Here is a 19,016-nt window from a genome sequence, read left to right as displayed (position 1 = left end):
GGTCTGGCGACGCATATCCGATGCTAATTGGTTGTATCCGAAAGCAGCGCCGCCGCATAGTGCGGCGCTGGGGGACAGGGCCGCGGCCCCGAGGATCCGCTTACGGAACTCGAGACCGCGAACCCGCATTACGCCCCCTGACCGCGACGAGACTTCTGCTCGATGGCGGCGCGGATATAGCTGGAGAACAACGGGTGGCCATCACGCGGCGTGGACGTGAACTCCGGGTGGAATTGCACACCCACAAACCACGGGTGATCAGGCAATTCCATCATTTCAGGCAAGTTCTCGGTCGGCGTGCGGGCGCTGATCACCATGCCGGCCTCTTCCAGGCGCGGCACGTAGACGTTGTTGACCTCGTAGCGGTGACGGTGACGCTCGTTCACTTCATCGCCATAGATGGTCTGCGCGCGGGTGCCCGGCTTGATCGGCACGCGCTGCGCGCCCTTGCGCATGGTGCCGCCCAGGTCGGACGAGTTGTCGCGCTTTTCGACCTTGCCTTCGCGGTCCATCCATTCGGTGATCAATGCCACCACCGGGTGGGGCGCCGACGGATCGAATTCCGTGCTGTTGGCGCCGCCCAGGCCGGCGACATGGCGCGCGAACTCGATGACGGCCAACTGCATGCCCAGGCAGATGCCCAGGTAGGGCACGCCGTTTTCACGGGCAAAGCGAATGGCGGCGATCTTGCCCTCGGTGCCGCGCTTGCCGAAGCCGCCCGGCACCAGAATGGCGTCCAGATGCTTCAGTTGGTCGGTACCGCGGGTTTCGATGTCTTCCGAATCGATGTACTCGATGTTGATCTTCGAGCGCGTGTGGATGCCGGCGTGGACCAGGGCTTCCGTCAGCGACTTGTACGATTCGGTCAGGTCGACGTACTTGCCGACCATGCCGATCGTCAACTGGTGCTGCGGGTGCTCCAGCGCTTCGACCAGGTTGTCCCACATGGACAGATCGGCCGGCGGCGGGGTCAGGCCCAGCGCTTCGCAGACGATGTTGTCCACGCCTTGCTTGTGCAGCATGGCGGGAATCTTGTAGATGGAGTCGGCATCCCACACGGAAATGACGGCGTCCAGCGGCACGTTCGAGAACATCGAGATCTTGGCGCGCTCGTCGTCCGGAATGGGACGGTCGGCGCGGCACAAGAGCGCGTTCGGATAGATACCGATTTCGCGCAGCTTCTGGACCGAATGCTGCGTGGGCTTGGTTTTCAGTTCGCCGGCGGAGGCGATGAACGGCACCAGGGTCAGATGCACGAAGGCCGCGTTGTTGCGGCCCATGCGCAGGCTCATCTGACGCGCGGCTTCCAGGAAAGGCAGGGACTCGATGTCGCCCACGGTGCCGCCGATTTCGACGATGGCGACGTCCGTGTTGCCGTTCCAGCCCGCTTCAGCGCCACGAGCGATGAAGTCCTGGATTTCGTTGGTGATGTGCGGAATGACCTGGACAGTCTTGCCCAGGTAGTCGCCACGCCGTTCCTTGCGCAGCACCGATTCGTAGATCTGGCCGGTGGTGAAGTTGTTCACCTTGTGCATGCGAGCGGAAATGAAGCGCTCGTAGTGGCCCAGGTCCAGATCGGTTTCGGCGCCGTCTTCGGTGACGAACACTTCACCGTGCTGGAAGGGGCTCATCGTGCCCGGATCGACGTTGATGTACGGGTCGAGCTTCAGCATGGTGACCTGCAAACCACGCGACTCGAGGATGGCGGCGAGCGACGCAGCGGCGATGCCCTTGCCCAGGGAAGACACCACTCCGCCGGTGACAAATACGTATTTGGTCATCGTAATGAGCACCCGGGACGAGCGGGCGCGTGCGGGAAATTTGGATTATAGCCGGGAGGCGGAAGTTATTTGGGTTTTCCCCTAGCGATGACGAGTAACATTTGGCAGCACTCAAATAGGCCCCGCGGCGCGGCGCTTGCACGTGGGCTGACAGCGCCGTGATATGTTCGATCCCTAATTTTCAGCTGCTGTTTTTTCTCAACACTCGCCCCTCGCCGATGATCCCTTCCGCCCGATCCCCCACCTCGCTTGCCTGGCGCCTGGCGCTTGTCGCCGTCATCGTGCGCCTGGTCTACGCCGCGCTGCTGCAAGGCACCACGATGCTGGGCCTGCCCCAGTCCGAGCAGATGCGCGAAATGTATAGCCAGCCGCAGTATCTGATGCCCCTGCTGACCAACATCGTGGCGTCCGCCGTCATGGTCGGGCTGACGGTGTGGGGCACGATGCACGGCTGGCTGCGCCGCCACGACACCACCGCGGTGGACGAACCGCGCAAGCTGTTCGGCACCTTCATCGCGTTGCAGTTGATCTACACCTTGATGGTCTCGGCCGCCACCGCCTACCTGCACAACGTCGGCATGCAGTTCATCATGGCGCAACGCGACATGCTGACCGAGCGGTTCGGCATCGACCTGGCCGGGCAGTTCCTGGCCATGGGCGTGCTCTTCCGCATCGTGGCCATCGTGTTGGAAATCCTTGGCATGTTCCTGGCGGTGCGCATCGCCGCCTGGACAGTGCAACGCACGGGGCCTGCGGGCGCGCCCGCCTACGATCGGCGTCACGCGGCCTGGACCACCGGCTTTACTGTGCTGGCCTGGCAATTGACCGTATCGATCGCCTTGGGCGGCTACCTGCAAATGATGTTTCTGAATGCCGACTGGCCGTCTTTCGTGTTGGGATACCTGGTCCTGCCCGCGCTGCTGCTGGTGCTGTGCACGCTGGTTTGCCTGAACATCCTGCCGCGCCAACTGGGCGCAGTGGGGCCGGGGCGGGCTGTGGTCCACGGCACGATTGTGTTCTGGCTGGCGCAGGCGGCAGGCATCGGCATCGCCTACCTGGCCATCAAGTCGATGAGCTGGAGCCAACTGATACGCGCGGCTGAATCCATTGGCGCCGCCGTGGCGGCCCTGGCGATCTATGCCGCGCTGCTGGCATTGGGATGCATCCTCGGCAAGCTGGCGCTGTATCGCCGCGCCCACGCCACGTAGGCTCGTAGGATGGGTGAAGCGCGCGCGGCTGGGGACCACTGAATTGCCGCATGCCGCGCGTAACCCATCGGGCGGTGCGATGTTCTTGCAATAGGCCGTTGACGCGCGACCCGTTGCTTGATGGGTTGCGCGCGGTTCACGCCTGTTTGTTTCTGGCGTTCCTGCCGCGCTTCACCCATCCTACGTGGGTCGTGGCTATACGTTTAACAGCGCCGTGCTGCGTTCCAGCCAGGCCAGGGCTTCGCCTTCCACCAAAGGTGACAGGCGGTCGAAGACCGTCTTGTGATAGTCGTTCAGCCAGGCGATTTCGTCGGTGCGCAGCAGCGATACTTCAATGCAGCGCGTGTCGATCGGGCAGAGCGTCAAGGTTTCAAAGCACAGGAATTCGCCCAGCTCGGACGTCAGCCAACTGCGGTTGGCGACCAGGTTTTCGATGCGCACGCCCCAGCGGCCCGGGCGGTAGATGCCCGGTTCGTTTGACGTGATCATGCCCGGCTCCATCGCGGTGTGCGGGCCCGGCATGGCGCGGTAGGAAATCACCTGCGGGCCTTCGTGCACGTTCAGGAAGTAGCCCACGCCGTGGCCGGTGCCATGGCCGTATTCCGCACCGCCTTCCCAGATGGGGGCACGCGCAATCGCATCCAGCATGGGCGACGGCGTGCCGCGCGGGAAGGACGCGCGCGACAGCGCGATCATGCCCTTGAGCACCAGCGTGAAATCCACTTTCTGGTCGGCGCTGGGCGTGCCCACCGCAACCACGCGCGTGATGTCGGTCGTGCCGCCCAGGTACTGGCCGCCCGAATCAATCAGCAGCAGGCCATCGCCTTCGATAGTGGCGTGCGATTCCGGCGTGGCGCGGTAATGCGGCATGGCGCCATTGGCATTGAAACCGGCGATGGTGGCGAAGCTGGGGCAGACGTAGGCCGGGCGGCGTGCGCGGGCGGCGGTGATCTGCTCATCTATCGTCAGTTCGGTAATCGTTTCCTTGCCCTGCGCGCCTTCAAACCACGAGAAGAATTCACAGAGCGCCGCGCCGTCCTGCGCCATTGCCTGCCGCACATGGGCCAGTTCGGCATCGGTCTTGCGCGACTTCAGCAAGGTGGACGGGTTGATCGCTTCAATGCGCGGCACCGCCGGGTCCATGGCGTGAAACACACCGCAGGTCACGCGCGCGGGATCAATCAGCAGCTTTTGGTCGATCTCCAGCGAAGCCAGGGCGTCCGCGGCCTGCGCATACGCGGCCACTTCGACGCCATCGGCGGCCAGCGTGGCGCGCAGTGCGTCGTCGATCTTGCCGTCCGCCACGAACAGCGTGGCGTGGTCCAGGCCGATCAGCGCATGGCCAACGAACACCGGGTTGTAATCCACGTCCGCGCCGCGCAGGTTCAGCAGCCACGCAATGTCGTCCACCGTGCAAATGAAATGCACGTCGGCACCGTGCGCGCGCATGGCGTCTCGCACTTGCGCCAGCTTGTCGGCGCGGGCCACGCAGGCCTCGGGCGCGACGTGTTCATAGATCTTCGCGTCGGGCAGGCCGGCGCGGTCGGTCCAGATGTCGTCCAGCAGGTCCGCGCGGATTTCCAGCGTGGCGCCGGACGTGGCGGCAGCGGCCGACAAGGCGCGGAACGCCCCCAGGCCCAGCACCTGACCATCGACGCCGATGACGTCGCCCGCGCGGGTATTGGCGGCCAGCCAGTCGACATGGCCCGGCGTGGACGCCAGCGCGATCTTCATCAACTGCACACCGGTACCGGCCAGTTGCGCCTCGGCCTGCACCCAATAGCGGCTGTCCACCCACAAGCCCGCGAAGTCAGCCGTGACGACCAGCGTGCCGACCGACCCCGTGAAGCCCGACAGCCAGCGCCGCCCCTGCCAGCGCGCCGGCAGGTACTCGGACAGGTGCGGGTCCGAAGACGGAACGATATAGGCGGACAGGCCGCGGCGGCTCATGGCCTGCCGCAATTGGGCGATACGGGCGTCGGTGCTAGACATGGGGGATGGAATCCTTAGCGCAACATGAAAGACATGGCGGCCAGACTGTTCAGCGTGCGGACGGCCGACTGCATGCTATCCACGGTGAATCGCAAGGTGACGCCGTCCACGCGTTCCAGCGTGGGCCACATGCAGAACAGGTCGGCCAATGCCGCGCTCTGCGTCTGCAACCGGCATTCTATAGGGGCGGCAATACGGAAAGGAACGGATTTCACCTCGCCGGAAGCGGGGGCGCCTTCCTTCAGCTTGCGCACGGCGGTTTCGGCGGCGGCGGCGATGGCGCGGCGTGATGCCGTCGGCGACAAGGTCACCCCGCTGCCCTGACCATGGGCCACTTTGGTCTGCACCCATTCGGCGCCGGGGAAGGTGTCGCGCGTTTCCGAGATGAACACGTCGTCGCCCGTCGCCAAAATCACCGGCACGCCCATTTCGCCGGCCAGCGCGCCGTACAGGCCCGCCTCACCCAGCTCCATGCCGTTGATGAACACACGCGCGAACGCAAAGCTGTTGATGGTGTGCGCCAGGATGCCTCGGCCTTGCGAGCGCGAGTGGTAGCCGATCATGAAGACGGCGTCGCAGCCCTCTTCCAGCCCGCCCATCATGCCCAGGTAGCGCGGCTTGCCCAGCACCAGGCGGGCGCGTTCGTCCAGGCCGTCGGGCAGCAGGTTGCGAAAGCCGCCATGCGAGTCATTGACCAGAATCTCGTCGGCGCCGCCCGCGAATGCGCCTTGCACGGCCGCGTTGGCCTCGGCGGTCATCCAGGCGCGGGCGCGCTCGTACTCGCCATTGCCGGCGCGGACCTGTTCGGGGTGGAAGACGCCGGCGACGCCTTCGATATCGGTGGAAATCAGGATCTTCATGGAATCAGCCTTCAAGAAATTCAGAATGCGGTGTCGGACAGCCATTGGCGCCATTGCGGCGCGGCCTCGCGGATGGCCGCGCGGTGATGGCCGTCGCGCCCGGTGACGGCATCGGCATGCCACAGCGCGGCAATGATGGCTTGCTCGCAGGCCTCGGCCGCCGCTTCGAACAGCGGGTCGATACGGGTTTCATGCAGCATCGCCACGGCCGGCATGGGCTGCTCGGCTAGTTGCGGCACGGTGTAGGCGGTGGAAAAAGCCAGCGCGATGTCGCCGCTGCCATGGCCGAACACTGAGCCCGTACGCGCCAGGCCCGCGCCCGCGCGCAGCGACAAGCGGCGCAGTTGGCGCGCATCCAGCGGCGCATCAGTGGCCAGCAACAGGATGATCGAACCCTTCTCTGGCACGATCGCCGCATTCTCGCCTTGCTGCGCCAGCCCACGGTCCAACTGATCCGCCAGCCGACGGCCGAACGGGCGGCCCGCCACGGTCAGATTGGGCAGCCGGCCGAAGTTGGCCAGCACCAGCGCGCCGACGGTGTAACGCAAGCCGGGCTGGATGGACGCCACGCGGGATGCTGAACCGATGCCGCCCTTGAACGAAAAGCACGACATGCCGCGCCCCGCGCCTACTGCCCCTTGCGCAAACGATTTGGCGGCGCTGGCATAGGCGTCGGCGTAATGCGCTTCCTGCACGGCCAGCGCCTGGATGTCGTTCAAGTAACCGTCATTGCACTCGAAGACCAGCGGGTTCACGGTGGCCATGCCGCGCCCGATCTCGGGGTTGGCCGCGATGGCTTGCCGGATCTGCGCATTGGCGACGGTGCCCACGCCAAAGGTGTTGGTCAGCGCGATGGGCGTTTCCAGTACACCCAGCTCTTGCACCTGGATCAGGCCGGTACTTTTGCCGAAGCCGTTCAGCACCGTCGCGGCGGCGGGCACTTTGTCCAGATAAGGGTCGCCGCCATGTGGACGCACGACGGTGACGCCGGTCTGTTGCGCACCGTCTGCCAACGTGCAGTGCCCGACGGTGACGTCACCGACGTCGCAAATCGAATCCAACGGTCCCGACGGCAGCACGCCGATGCGGGGAAGGTCCAGCGCTTGTTTGTCCATGGTGTTCGCCAAGGTCCTAAATGCAAAACGCCGCCGCCCTTCGTTCAGGAGCGACGGCGAGATGTAGAGCCCCCACGCCGCGCCCCTTCGGGGCTAGCTGCCCCGCCTTGGGGCCGCCCGGCAGCGGGGCCTTTCCTATTTACTAGCTACTAGCGCTTATCACTTGCGATCGATCTTCGGATCGAGCGCGTCGCGCAAGCCGTCGCCCAGCAGGTTGAAGGCCAGCACCGTCAGGAAGATCGCCAGCGCGGGGAAGATGGCCACGTGCGGGGCGATCACCATGTCGGCGCGCGCTTCGTTCAGCATGGCGCCCCACTCCGGCGTGGGAGGCGATGCGCCCATGCCCAGGAACGACAGGCTGGCGGCGGTGATGATCGACGTGCCGATACGCATCGTGCCGTACACCACGATCGGCGAGATCGTGCCGGGCAGGATGTGGCGCATGATGATCGTCCAGTCGGATGCGCCCACGCTCTTGACCGCTTCGACATAGGTCATCTGCTTGATCGACAGCGTGTTGCCGCGCACCAGGCGGGCAAACGCCGGCACGCTGAACACGGCCACGGCCACGATCACGTTGATCATGCTGGAACCCAGCACGGCCACCACGCCGATGGCCAGCAGCATGCCCGGGAATGCCAGCAGCACGTCCGAGATGCGCATCGTGATGCGTTCCCACCAGCCTTCGTAGTAGCCGGCCATCAAGCCCATGAAGGTGCCCACGATGGCGCCCATGGCCACCGACAGGAAGCCCGCGGCCAGCGAGATCCGCGCGCCCATGACGATGCGGCTGAAGATGTCGCGGCCCAGCGAATCCACGCCCAGCCAGTGGGTCAGCGACGGGCCGGCGTTCAGCGCGTCGTAGTCGAAGAAGTTCTCGGCATCGAAGGGCACGATCCACGGCGCGAAGGCCGCAACCACCACCAGCAACAGCACGAAGATGCCGGCGCCCACGCCCAGCTTCTGCTTCTTGAATTTGCGCCAGAACTCGGTGGCGGGCGTGCGCACGTCGTTCTTCGGAACGGCGGCAATGGTCGTGGCGGGTGTCGTATTGCTCATGGCCGCCTCACTTGTAACGGATGCTGGGATTGATGACGCCATAGAGCACGTCGACAATCAGGTTGATCAAAATGAATTCCAGCGAGAACAGCAGCACCAGGCCCTGAATCACCGGATAGTCGCGTTGGGTCACGGCGTCAACCAGCAGGCGGCCAAGGCCGGGCCAGTTGAAGACGGTTTCCACCACGATCGAGCCGCCCAGCAAGAAGCCGAATTGCAGGCCCATCATGGTGACGACCGGAATCAGCGCGTTGCGCAGCGCATGCTTGATGATGACGCGGCGCTCGGTCAGGCCCTTGGCACGGGCGGTGCGCACGAAGTCTTCCTGGATGACTTCCACGAACGAAGCCCGGGTAAAGCGCGCCATGACGGCGGCTACCGCGGCGCCCAGCGTGATGGACGGCAAGATGTAGTGTTGCCAGGTCGAGGCGCCCACGGTCGGCAGCCAACCCAGATTCACGGAAAACACCTGCATCAGCATCATGCCCAGCGCGAACGCGGGGAAAGAAATGCCTGACACCGCCAGTGTCATGCCAAGACGGTCGGGCCAGCGATTGCGCCATACCGCCGAGACAATGCCGATGATCATGCCGAAGGTCACTGACCACGCCATGCTGGCGAGCGTCAGCCACAGCGTGGGCATGAAGCGGTCGGAAATTTCGGTCGAGACGGGGCGCTTGGTACGCAGCGAGGTACCCAGGTCGCCTTGCAGCATGTTGCTGAAGTAGCGCACGAACTGCTGCGGCAGAGGCAGATCCAGCCCAAGTTCCTTGCGCACCAGCTCAACGGTTTGCTGGTCGGCCTCCTGGCCCGCGGCCAGCCGCGCCGGGTCGCCCGGAAGCATGTGCACAAACAGGAACACGACCACGGCTACCAGCAGCAGCGTGGGGATCATGCCCAGAAGACGTTTGACGATGTAGGTCAGCATTGAAATTCCTGCAACATCGGCGGGGACACCGCGCCCCCGCCGAATGTGGCCTTACAAGGGCCCGAAGGCCCCGAGAGTGACTGCTAGGTTTACTGCTTCAGGTCGATGTCGCCGAACCAGAACGAGGTGTCCGGTTCCACGTACACGCCCGACAGGTTCTTCGACTTCACATACAGGTTGTTCTGGGTCACCAGGAAGGCCCACGGGGCGTCCTTCCAGATGGTTTCCTGAACGTTCTTGTAGATTTCCGTCTTCTTCGCGCGATCGGTCGTGGCCAGGGCTTCTTGAACGCCGGCGTCAACCGTCTTGTTCGAGTAGTACGACACGTTGTTCAGCACCGGCGGGAAAGCGGCGGTGGTCAGCAACGGACGCAGGCCCCAGTCGGCTTCACCGGTCGAGGACGACCAGCCGGCGTAGTACATGCGAACCTTGGCGTCTTCCGGCTTTTGCACTTGCTGCACACGCTGCACGCGCTGACCCGATTCCAGCACTTCAACCTGCACCTTGATGCCGACTTGCGCCAGTTGCTGCTGCAGGAACTGAACCACCTTCACCGAGGTGCCGTCGTTATAGGCGGACCACAGCGTGCTTTCGAAGCCGTTGGGGTAGCCGGCTTCGGCCAGCAGGGCCTTGGCCTTCTTCAGGTCATACGGCCACGGGCCGGTCTTGTGGGCAAAGTCCACGCCCTTGGGCACAACGCCGTCAACGACGGTGGCATAGCCCGAGAAAGCGACCTTGGCCAGGGCTTCCTTGTTGATGGCGTAGTTGATGGCTTCGCGCACCTTCACGTTGTCGAACGGCTTTTGCTGCGTGTTCATCGACAGGTAGCGGGCCATGATCGAGTTCTGGTGATCGACCACATCCAGCTTGTCGTTCTTCTTCAGCACGGCGGCTTGTTCGAACGGCACCGGGAAAGCGAACTGCGCTTCGCCCGTCTGCACCACGGCGGCGCGGGTGTTGTTGTCGGTCACGGTACGGAAGGTCAGCGTGTCGACCTTGGGGTAGCCCTTCTTCCAGTAGCCGTCGAACTTCTTGACCTTCAGGTATTCAGCCGGCTTCCATTCGACGAATTCGAACGGGCCGGTGCCCACCGGGTGGAAACCGATTTCCTTGCCGTACTTGGCCAGGGCAGCCGGCGAGATCATCATGGCGGCCGGGTGGGCCAGCGCGTTGATGAAGGCCGAGAACGGCTTCTTCAACGTGATCTTGATGGTCATCGGGTCAACCACTTCGGTCTTGTCGATGACGCTGAACTGGATGTAGCGCGACAGGCGGTTGTCCGGGTTGGCCGGACGATCGAAGTTGATCTTGACCGCTTCGGCGTTGAAGTCGGTGCCGTCGTGGAACTTCACGCCGGGACGCAGCTTGAACGTGTAGACCAGGCCGTCTTCGCTGACGCTGTAGTCGGTGGCCAGCACCTTCTGGATCTTCAGGTCTTTGTCGAACTCGAACAGGCCTTCGTAGTAGGCCTTGCCGGCCGCCTGGTTCAGGGTGCTGTTGGTGTTGTACGGATCAAGCGTTTCCAGTGCGATGGAGACGGCAAACGTCACGTCCTTGGACGCATGCGCCAACGGCGAAGTGAGCACGCCGAAGGCCACCGCGGCGGCGGCCATCAGCTTGGTGGGGCGCAAAACTTTCATCATTGCAACTCCTGGTTCCAAATTGGAATTAGGGGGTTTGGTGGAAGAAAAACGAGTACGACAACGGAATCAATACGCGCCGCCGACCGCATGGCGGGCAACGAAGTGATCGGTTCCAACCTGCACCAGCGGCTGCACCACGGGCTCGTCGCCGAGCTTGCGGATCGGGCTGGGAATTTCATCGGACAACAAGGTGCGCTTGAGGTGACGGCGCGCCGGATCGGCGATCGGCACGGCCGACATCAGCTTCTTGGTGTACGGGTGCTGCGGGTTCTCGAAAATGGCGCGGCGCGGGCCGATTTCAACGATCTGGCCCAGGTACATCACCGCCACGCGGTGGCTGACGCGTTCCACCACGGCCATGTCGTGCGAGATAAACAGGAACGAAATGCCCATGTCGCGCTGCAGGTCGATCAGCAGGTTCACGATCTGCGCCTGGATGGAGACGTCCAGCGCCGACACGGATTCGTCCGCGATCACCACCTTGGGGTTCAGGGCCAGCGCGCGCGCGATGCAGATGCGCTGACGCTGGCCGCCCGAAAATTCGTGCGGGTAGCGCTGCGCCATTTCAGGCGGCATGCCCACGCGCTCAAGCAGCTCAGCCACGCGGCGCTCGGCTTCCTTGCCCTTGGCCACGCCGTGCACCAGCAGCGGCTCCATGATGGAGAAGCCGACGGTCACACGCGGGTCCAGCGAGGCAAACGGGTCCTGGAACACGAACTGGATGTCGCGGCGCAGGGATTGCAATTCGTTGTTCTTCAGGCTGACGATGTCGCGGCCGCCGAACTTGATCTCGCCGCCCTGGCTTTCCACCAGGCGCAGCAGCGAGCGGCCGGTAGTGGATTTTCCGCAGCCCGATTCCCCCACCAGCGACAGCGTTTCGCCGGGGTACAGATCGAAGCTGACCTTCTCCACCGCATGCACGCGGCGTTGCACGCGGCTCAGGATGCCGCCGCGCAAGTCGAAGCGGGTCACCAGGTTGCGCACGGAAAGAATCGGCTCGCGCTTTGCGGCCGGCACTTCCTGCGTGCTGGTGATGCCGGGTTCCGCCACGGGCTGGACCTGGCCTTCCACTTGCAGCAAGGGGAAACGCGCGGGCAAGTCGGTGCCTTCCATCGCGCCCAGCTTCGGCACGGCGGACAGCAGCGCCTTGGTGTAGCTGTGGCGCGGCTCGGCGAACACCTGTTCCGACGGGCCTTCCTCGACCTTGTCGCCGCGATACATCACCAGCACACGGTCGGCCACTTCGGCCACCACGCCCATGTCGTGGGTGATGAACACCACACCCATGTGCATTTCTTCCTGCAACTGACGGATCAGTTGCAGGATCTGCGCCTGAATAGTGACGTCCAGCGCGGTGGTGGGTTCGTCGGCAATCAGCAGCGCGGGCTTGCAGGCCAGCGCCATGGCGATCATCACGCGCTGGCGCATGCCGCCCGACAGTTGATGCGGGTAGCGGTCCAGCACCGATTTGGCTTCCGGGATGCGCACCTGCTCCAGCATGCGCAGTGCTTCGGCGCGCGCGGCGGCGGCGTCCTTGCCCTGGTGCTGGCGGATCGATTCGGCAATCTGGTCGCCGGCGGTGAACACCGGGTTCAAGGACGTCATCGGCTCCTGGAAGATCATGGCCATGTCGGCGCCGCGCACATTGCGCATGACGCGCTGGCTCGATCCGGCCAGATCGACCACGGAGCCGTTACGCCGACGCAGCGCCATGCGGCCCTGGGCGATGCGGCCACCGCCATGTTCCACCAGACGCATGAGAGCCAGGGACGTTACCGACTTGCCCGAACCCGATTCGCCCACGATGGCCAGGGTTTCACCCCGGTCCACATGGAACGACAAGTTGCGCACGGCTTCGACCGTGCGCTCCGAACCCACGAAGCGCACCGTCAGGTCGTCGACCTGGACCACGCGGTTTTCCGGCAGCGCCAGGCTGTTTGCGCGATCAACCATCTTTATTAATCCCCAAAATCAAAACAGAACCCGCCACGCTTATCGGTAGATAGCAGTGACCGGCTTTTCGCCAACGCGGGCGTAACCCCGATACATGCCTTCCGTGTTGAACGGCAAGGCCACATTGCCCTGGGCGTCAACGGCCACCAGGCCGCCCTTGCCGCCGATGGTGGGCAGTTTTTCCATTACGACGCGGTCCGCGGCTTCTTGCAGCGACGCCCCGCAATACTCCATCTGGGCCGCAACGTCATACGCGGCAACCATGCGGATGAACATCTCGCCGGTACCCGTGGTGGATACGGCGCAAGTCTTGTTGCTGGCGTAAGTGCCCGCACCGATCATGGGCGCATCGCCGACGCGGCCGACCTGCTTGTTGGTGATGCCGCCGGTTGACGTGGCAGCGGCCAGATTGCCCTCTGCATCCACGGCCACCGCGCCCACCGTGCCGAACTTCTTGTCGGCGTCCAGCGGGTCGGCCGGCGCGGGCTGGCCGCGCGCAACCATGGCTTGACCATCGTGGTCCAGCACGGCGGCGTCCGGCGTTTCGCGCTGCACACGCAGCAATTGTTCGCGGCGAGCCTCGGTCGAGAAGTACGACGGGTCAACGATTTCCAGGCCTTCCGCCTTGGCGAAGGCTTCAGCGCCCTCGCCCACGAAGAACACGTGCTTGCTGTTTTCCATGACACGGCGCGCCAGGAACACCGGGTTGCGCACGCAGTTCACGTTGGCGATGGCGCCCGAACGCAGCGTGGCGCCGTCCATGATGGACGCGTCCAATTCGTGCGTGGCCGCGCTGGTGAACACGGCGCCGTGGCCGGCGTTGAACAAGGGGCAGTCTTCCAGCAGGCGCACGGCTTCGGTCACGGCGTCCAGGGCGCTGCCGCCACGGGCCAGCACGGCCTGGCCGGCCGTCAGGATGGACTCCAGGGCGGCCAGGTATTCCTGTTCTTTCTCGGGCGACATGGCCGCGCGGGACATCGCGCCGGCGCCACCGTGAATGGCAATCACGGGTTGAATCATCGTTTACCTACTCCATGGATAAGCCACGGCATCACGGACTGGGTCACCCCAGCGGCTGCCGCAACGGAATTCTCGGCCCGATAGGCCACCGCGGCGGACAGGGCTTCGATCAAGCCCAGCGCGGCGGTTTCGGAATTGGGGATCAACTGGCGCGCCGAGTACGCATACAGCACGACAGAGGCCGTGGGCGCCAGGGGCGAGGTGGGCTTGTCGGTCAGCACCAGCACCGGCACGCCGGCCTGCTTGGCGGCGGCGGCCAGCGTCACGGTGTCGGCCAGATAGCGGGGGAAACCAATGGCAATGACCAGGTCCTTGGCGGTCATGCGCGACATCTGCCGCGCCGCGTGCGACACGCCGCCCGGCCCGGCCAGCGATTCAACGGAACGCAGGTGCATGCACAGTCCGCGCTGCAGCAGGCCGGCCAGGAAACCGCTGGCGCCGAAGCCGATGATGAAGACGCGGTCGGCCGCCAGGATGGATTGCACCGCCTGTTCACAGGCGCCCGAGTCCAGCGCCTGCAAATTGCGCTGGGCGTTGCGGATGTCTTCTTCAAGCGTGGCGGCAAAGATCTGCACGGCGCTGGCGGAATGCGCCAATTCGGTGCGCAGCTTTTCCACGGGTTCCAGCGCGGCTTCGAAGCCGCGCGCCAGCTCGGCGCGAAACTGCGGGTAGCCCGGCAAGTCCAGGGCGCGCGCAAAGCGGTTCGCCGTTGCCACCGACACCCCGACCGCCACGGCGAATTCGTCGATGGTCATGGTGGCCACGCGGAACTGATGTGCCAGCACGTACTCGGCCATCTTGTGCTGAGTCCGGCTCAGCGCGGGCTGAGCCCGGGCGATCCGATCAGCGATCGACAGTACGGCCTTGTTCATCTTTTTGGGGTGCGTCTTAGCGGGTGTTTGTGTAAATCTGTTTACACACAAATTTTAAATAAGAAAATTCCTTTTCATACTCAGGGTATACCCGTGAATTTATGTAACGGTGGACGAAAAGAAACGGGGCCGGTTTGAGGTACGCTATCGGCGCCTCTTTTTCTTCCCTTGGAATGCCGCAATGCCCGATTGGATCTGCAAGCCCCACCAGGAACTGACCGTTGCCGAGATCTACGCGATTCTCCAGCTACGCACGGAAGTGTTTGTCGTTGAGCAGAACTGCATTTTTCAGGACCTCGACGGGAAGGATCTGGTCGGGCAGACCTCGCACTTGATGGCTTGGCAGGGAGATCAGTTGGCTGCGTATTGCCGCATTCTGGATCCGTCGCTGAACAAGAACGGCGATATCGAGATCGGCCGGGTCATCAGCGCGCCCTGGACGCGCGGCCAGGGGCTGGGACATGAGTTGATCCGCCATGCGATGGCGGAGGTGCGCCGGCGTTGGCCGGGTCGTGCGATGTATCTGGGGGCGCAGGCCCGGCTGCGGGCTTACTACGGCGGGCACGGGTTTGTGGAAGTGACCGAGGAATATATCGAGGACGGGATTCCGCACGTGGGGATGCGGCTGGGGTAGACCAGGAGCGCACACGCACGCATGAAAAAAAACGCCCCTTGCGGGGCGTTGTCGTTACAGGGCCGAGACGTCTAGCTTGGCCAGGGTTTTGGACTGGATTTCGTCCACCGTCACGCCCGGTGCCGTTTCCAGCAGTTTCAGGCCATTTTCGGTGACTTCCATCACGCCCAGGTCGGTGATGATCAGGTCGACCACCCCCACGCCGGTCAGCGGCAGATTGCATTCCGGCAGCAGCTTGATGTCTTCGGTGCCGTCCTTCTTCTTGGCCACGTGTTCCATCAGGACCACGACGCGGCCAACGCCGGCCACCAGGTCCATTGCGCCGCCCATGCCCTTGACCATTTTGCCGGGGATCATCCAGTTGGCCAGGTCGCCCTTTTCGGACACCTGCATCGCGCCCAGGATGGCCAGGTTGATCTTGCCGCCGCGGATCATTGCAAACGAATCGGCGGACGAGAAGATCGACGAGCCCGGCAGCGTCGTCACCGTCTGCTTGCCGGCGTTGATCAGGTCAGCGTCGACTTCGGCGTCGGTGGGAAACGGGCCGATGCCCAGCAGGCCGTTCTCGGATTGCAGCCACACCTCAACACCCTTGGGCACGTGGTTGGCCACCAGGGTCGGCAGGCCGATACCCAGGTTCACATAAAAACCGTCTTGCAGCTCGCGCGCGGCGCGCGCCGCCATTTCATCGCGGGACCATGCCATGTCGTCTTCTCCTTAGGCCGGGCGAGTGGTGCGTTGTTCGATGCGCTTTTCCGGCGTCGTGTTCAGCACGATCCGTTGCACATAGATGCCGGGCAGGTGGATCTGATCGGGATCCAGGCTGCCGGTGTCAACGATTTCTTCGACTTCAACCACCGTGAACTTGCCGGCCATGGCGACGTTCGGGTTGAAGTTGCGGGCCGTCTTGCGGAACACCAGGTTGCCGCTGCGGTCGGCGATGTGCGCCTTGACCAGCGACACGTCCGGCGTCAGCGAACGTTCCATCACGTATTGCTGGCCGTCGAACTCGCGGATTTCCTTGCCGTCGGCCACGATGGTGCCCACGCCGGTGCGGGTGAAAAAGGCGGGAATGCCCGCGCCGCCGGCACGCAGCTTCTCGGCCAGCGTGCCCTGCGGGGTGAACTCAAGCTCGAGTTCGCCCGACAGGTACTGGCGTTCGAATTCCTTGTTTTCGCCCACGTAGGACGCGATCATCTTGCGCACCTGGCGCGTGTTCAGCAGTTGGCCCAAGCCAAAGCCGTCAACGCCCGCATTGTTGCTGACGCAGGTCAGGTCCTTCACGCCTGAATCGCGCAGCGCGGCGATCAGGGCTTCGGGAATACCGCAAAGGCCGAAACCGCCCACGGCGATCATCTGACCGTCCTTGACGATGCCTGCCAGCGCCTCCTGGGCGCTTGCAAAAACCTTGTCCATCGCTCCAACTCCTAGTTAAGGTCTAACCGAAGAGAGCCCGCCCCGCCGCTTGCGCGGTGTGTCCCATGGGGGAACAAGAAAATCGGGGTGAGCCCTGTTTTTCCTTGGAGCGCGGCTGCCGGCGTCGGCCCCAGACGGCATCGCCACACTGCCCGATGTCTCTGGGTCGCGGCGCCGAGGGTGGCGCGCCCCTTTAGTTCTATTGTGATTTTGCGCTTGATTTTAACGGCATGACGGGCGATTCCGCGCCCCTAATCTCAAGCGGCCGCCTGAAATTGCGTGGCCATCTGCGCCAGCACTTCGGGCGGCCACGGTGCGGACGTATTGGCCACGTAGTCCATCCAGACTAGCACGTTGCGTCCGCGCGCATAGGGGCCGGCGTCGTCGCCGACCTTCTCCAGCAAGAGCTCGAATTCGGCGCTGGAACGGCCGATGCGCGTGACCTTGTGGATGACCCGGACCGTGGCCGGGTACGTCAACGGGCGCAGGAAATCGCACGAGGCGTGGGCCAGGATGGCGCCGTTGTCAGCGGGCAGCTCGAAGCCCGCGTCATACAGGATCTGCATGCGAGCCTCTTCCATGAGGCGGAAATACAGCGTGTTGTTCAGATGATTCAAGGCGTCTGAGTCGCCCCAACGCAAAGGCAATTCCACCTGATGGGTATCGCCCACCGCCAGAATCCGCGCAGACAGATTGTCCGGGTTCACCAATTACTCCTGAAGGCTAAAAGAAATACGAAGGCGTACACGGCCTCCGCCTGCAATACAATCGCCGATAATACTTCCAGCCAAATATGGAATACATACGGGGAGCTTTGCAAATGTCTGAACGCGAGTCGATGGAATATGACGTGGTCGTGGTTGGCGGTGGACCCGCCGGCTTGGCCACCGCAATCCGTCTAAAGCAGCTGGCCGCTGAAAAGAATCAGGAAATCGGCGTATGCGTCCTGGAGAAAGGCGCGGAACTGGGTGCACACATCCTGTCCGGCGCCGTCATGGACCCGCTGGCGCTGACCGAACTTATCCCCGATTGGAAAGAAAAAGGCGCACCGCTTACCGTGCCGGTCACGCAGGACAAGTTCATGTTCCTGTCCCAGACCGGCGCGCGCACCACGCCAAACTGGATGCTGCCGCCCTGTTTCCACAACGAGGGCAACTACATCGTTCGCCTGGGCGACGTCGTCAAATGGATGGGCGAGCAGGCCGAGGCGCTGGGCGTGGACATCTTCCCCGGCTTTGCCGCGGTTGAAGTGCTGTACGACGAAAACGGCGCCGTGCGCGGCGTGGCCACCGGCGACATGGGCGTGGCCCGCGACGGTTCGCACACCGACCACTACCAGCCCGGCATGGAACTGCATGCCCGCTACACCGTGTTCGGCGAAGGCTCGCGCGGCCAACTGGGCCGTCAACTGATCGAACGCTTCAAGCTGGACGACGGCCGCAACCCGCAGTCCTACGGCATCGGCATCAAGGAAATGTGGGAAGTCGACCCGGCGCAATCCAAGCCCGGTCTCGTCATCCACACGGCCGGCTGGCCGCTGGATTCCGACACCTACGGCGGTTCGTTCCTGTACCACCTGGACAACAACCTGGTGGCCGTGGGCATGATCGTCGGCCTGGATTACGCCAACCCCTGGCTGTCGCCGTTCGACGAATTCCAACGCTACAAGACGCACCCCGCCATCCGCGGCACGTTTGAAGGCGGCAAGCGCATTGCCTACGGCGCGCGCGCCATCACGGCGGGCGGTTTGATGTCCTTGCCCAAGCTGACGTTCCCGGGCGGCGTGCTGGTCGGCTGCGAGGCCGGCTTCCTGAATGCGTCCCGCATCAAGGGCAGCCATGCCGCCATCAAGTCGGGCAAGATGGCCGCCGAAGCCGCGTTTGACGCCCTGCTGGCCGACCGCCGCCAGGACGAACTGGCCGCGTATCCGAAGGCTTTCGAAGGCTCGTGGCTGCACGCGGAATTGAACAAGGCGCGCAACTTCAAGCAGTGGTTCAAGAAGGGCCGCACCATCGCCACGTTGATGACGGGCGTGGAGCAACTGCTGCTGAAGGGCAAGATGCCCTGGACCCTGCGCCACAACAAGCCCGACCACGCCTGTCTGCAACCGGCGTCGGAATGCGCGCGCATCGACTACCCGAAGCCCGATGGCAAGCTCACCTTCGACAAGCTCAGCTCGGTGTTCATTTCAAACACCAACCACGAAGAGAACGAGCCCGTCCACCTGACCTTGAAGGACCCGTCGGTGCCGGTGCAGGTGAACCTGGCCAAGTACGGCGGCCCGGAATCGCGTTACTGCCCGGCCGGCGTGTACGAGTTCATCAAGGACGATCACGGCGAGGACCGCTTGCAAATCAACGCGCAAAACTGCGTGCACTGCAAGACCTGCGACATTAAAGACCCTACGCAGAACATCGTCTGGGTGGCCCCGCAAGGCGGCGAAGGGCCCGTCTACAGCGGCATGTAAACCCCGGCCAGGGTTGTTGGATACCCTGCCTCAAGGCGCCTTCCGGGGCGCCTTTTTCACGAACCAAG

At 63.8% G+C, this 19,016-nt stretch carries 16 protein-coding genes; 3 read left to right on the top strand and 13 right to left on the bottom strand.

Annotated features, from left to right (window positions below; all coding sequences use genetic code 11):
- Positions 1-128: 128 nt before the first annotated feature.
- Positions 129-1,781 (bottom strand): CTP synthase, encoded by a 1,653-nt coding sequence (gene pyrG, locus ACE04A_RS08185; protein ID WP_259251845.1) that lies wholly within the window; start codon positions 1,779-1,781, stop codon positions 129-131.
- Positions 1,782-1,999: 218 nt separating this feature from the next.
- Between pyrG and ACE04A_RS08180 the strand changes: the two genes are divergently transcribed.
- Positions 2,000-2,989: a hypothetical protein gene (locus tag ACE04A_RS08180; RefSeq protein WP_448718549.1), complete on the top strand. Its 990-nt coding sequence runs from the start codon at positions 2,000-2,002 to the stop codon at positions 2,987-2,989.
- Between the two features lie 195 nt (positions 2,990-3,184).
- Here ACE04A_RS08180 and ACE04A_RS08175 read toward each other — a convergent pair whose 3' ends face one another.
- From ACE04A_RS08175 to ACE04A_RS08135, 9 genes are all read right to left on the bottom strand, one after another.
- A complete protein-coding gene (locus ACE04A_RS08175; RefSeq protein ID WP_438858889.1) occupies positions 3,185-4,981 on the bottom strand; it encodes an aminopeptidase P family protein in 1,797 nt (598 codons plus the stop codon).
- Between the two features lie 14 nt (positions 4,982-4,995).
- The gene (locus ACE04A_RS08170; protein ID WP_279995949.1) at positions 4,996-5,841 is read right to left on the bottom strand and encodes a M55 family metallopeptidase; all 846 of its coding nucleotides are present in this window, start codon (positions 5,839-5,841) and stop codon (positions 4,996-4,998) included.
- A 20-nt stretch (positions 5,842-5,861) separates the two neighbouring features.
- Positions 5,862-6,956: a DmpA family aminopeptidase gene (locus ACE04A_RS08165; protein ID WP_485820030.1), complete on the bottom strand. Its 1,095-nt coding sequence runs from the start codon at positions 6,954-6,956 to the stop codon at positions 5,862-5,864.
- A 159-nt stretch (positions 6,957-7,115) separates the two neighbouring features.
- Positions 7,116-8,015, bottom strand: coding sequence for a glutathione ABC transporter permease GsiD (gsiD, locus tag ACE04A_RS08160; RefSeq protein WP_050447674.1), 900 nt, complete (start codon positions 8,013-8,015; stop codon positions 7,116-7,118).
- Between the two features lie 7 nt (positions 8,016-8,022).
- The gene (gsiC, locus tag ACE04A_RS08155) at positions 8,023-8,943 is read right to left on the bottom strand and encodes a glutathione ABC transporter permease GsiC (RefSeq protein ID WP_100857281.1); all 921 of its coding nucleotides are present in this window, start codon (positions 8,941-8,943) and stop codon (positions 8,023-8,025) included.
- An 89-nt stretch (positions 8,944-9,032) separates the two neighbouring features.
- Complete coding sequence (gsiB, locus tag ACE04A_RS08150) at positions 9,033-10,586, bottom strand: glutathione ABC transporter substrate-binding protein GsiB (RefSeq protein WP_259251851.1); 1,554 nt, start codon at positions 10,584-10,586, stop codon at positions 9,033-9,035.
- 66 nt (positions 10,587-10,652) lie between these two features.
- The gene (locus ACE04A_RS08145) at positions 10,653-12,539 is read right to left on the bottom strand and encodes a dipeptide ABC transporter ATP-binding protein (protein WP_259251852.1); all 1,887 of its coding nucleotides are present in this window, start codon (positions 12,537-12,539) and stop codon (positions 10,653-10,655) included.
- A 39-nt stretch (positions 12,540-12,578) separates the two neighbouring features.
- The gene (locus ACE04A_RS08140; RefSeq protein ID WP_100857284.1) at positions 12,579-13,559 is read right to left on the bottom strand and encodes an isoaspartyl peptidase/L-asparaginase family protein; all 981 of its coding nucleotides are present in this window, start codon (positions 13,557-13,559) and stop codon (positions 12,579-12,581) included.
- Positions 13,556-14,431, bottom strand: coding sequence for a MurR/RpiR family transcriptional regulator (locus ACE04A_RS08135; RefSeq protein WP_259251853.1), 876 nt, complete (start codon positions 14,429-14,431; stop codon positions 13,556-13,558). The genes ACE04A_RS08140 and ACE04A_RS08135 overlap by 4 nt, the downstream gene beginning before the upstream one ends.
- A gap of 181 nt (positions 14,432-14,612) precedes the next feature.
- On the opposite strand from ACE04A_RS08135, the gene ACE04A_RS08130 reads away from it, so the two are divergent.
- Positions 14,613-15,065 (top strand): GNAT family N-acetyltransferase, encoded by a 453-nt coding sequence (locus tag ACE04A_RS08130; protein ID WP_448718551.1) that lies wholly within the window; start codon positions 14,613-14,615, stop codon positions 15,063-15,065.
- Positions 15,066-15,119: 54 nt separating this feature from the next.
- Here ACE04A_RS08130 and ACE04A_RS08125 read toward each other — a convergent pair whose 3' ends face one another.
- The 3 genes from ACE04A_RS08125 to ACE04A_RS08115 form a co-directional block, all read right to left on the bottom strand.
- Positions 15,120-15,770: a CoA transferase subunit B gene (locus ACE04A_RS08125; protein WP_050447667.1), complete on the bottom strand. Its 651-nt coding sequence runs from the start codon at positions 15,768-15,770 to the stop codon at positions 15,120-15,122.
- A gap of 12 nt (positions 15,771-15,782) precedes the next feature.
- On the bottom strand, positions 15,783-16,481 hold the full coding sequence (locus tag ACE04A_RS08120) for a CoA transferase subunit A (protein ID WP_050447666.1): 699 nt from the start codon (positions 16,479-16,481) through the stop codon (positions 15,783-15,785).
- Between the two features lie 257 nt (positions 16,482-16,738).
- Positions 16,739-17,188: an acyl-CoA thioesterase gene (locus tag ACE04A_RS08115; protein WP_167401066.1), complete on the bottom strand. Its 450-nt coding sequence runs from the start codon at positions 17,186-17,188 to the stop codon at positions 16,739-16,741.
- Between the two features lie 113 nt (positions 17,189-17,301).
- Between ACE04A_RS08115 and ACE04A_RS08110 the strand changes: the two genes are divergently transcribed.
- On the top strand, positions 17,302-18,948 hold the full coding sequence (locus tag ACE04A_RS08110; protein WP_279995947.1) for an electron transfer flavoprotein-ubiquinone oxidoreductase: 1,647 nt from the start codon (positions 17,302-17,304) through the stop codon (positions 18,946-18,948).
- Positions 18,949-19,016: the final 68 nt, after the last annotated feature.

It is taken from the genome of Achromobacter colocynthidis, assembly GCF_057334535.1.
The sequence above is the reverse complement of the archived record's forward strand: the minus strand, read 5'-3'. Positions and strand labels throughout refer to the sequence as shown.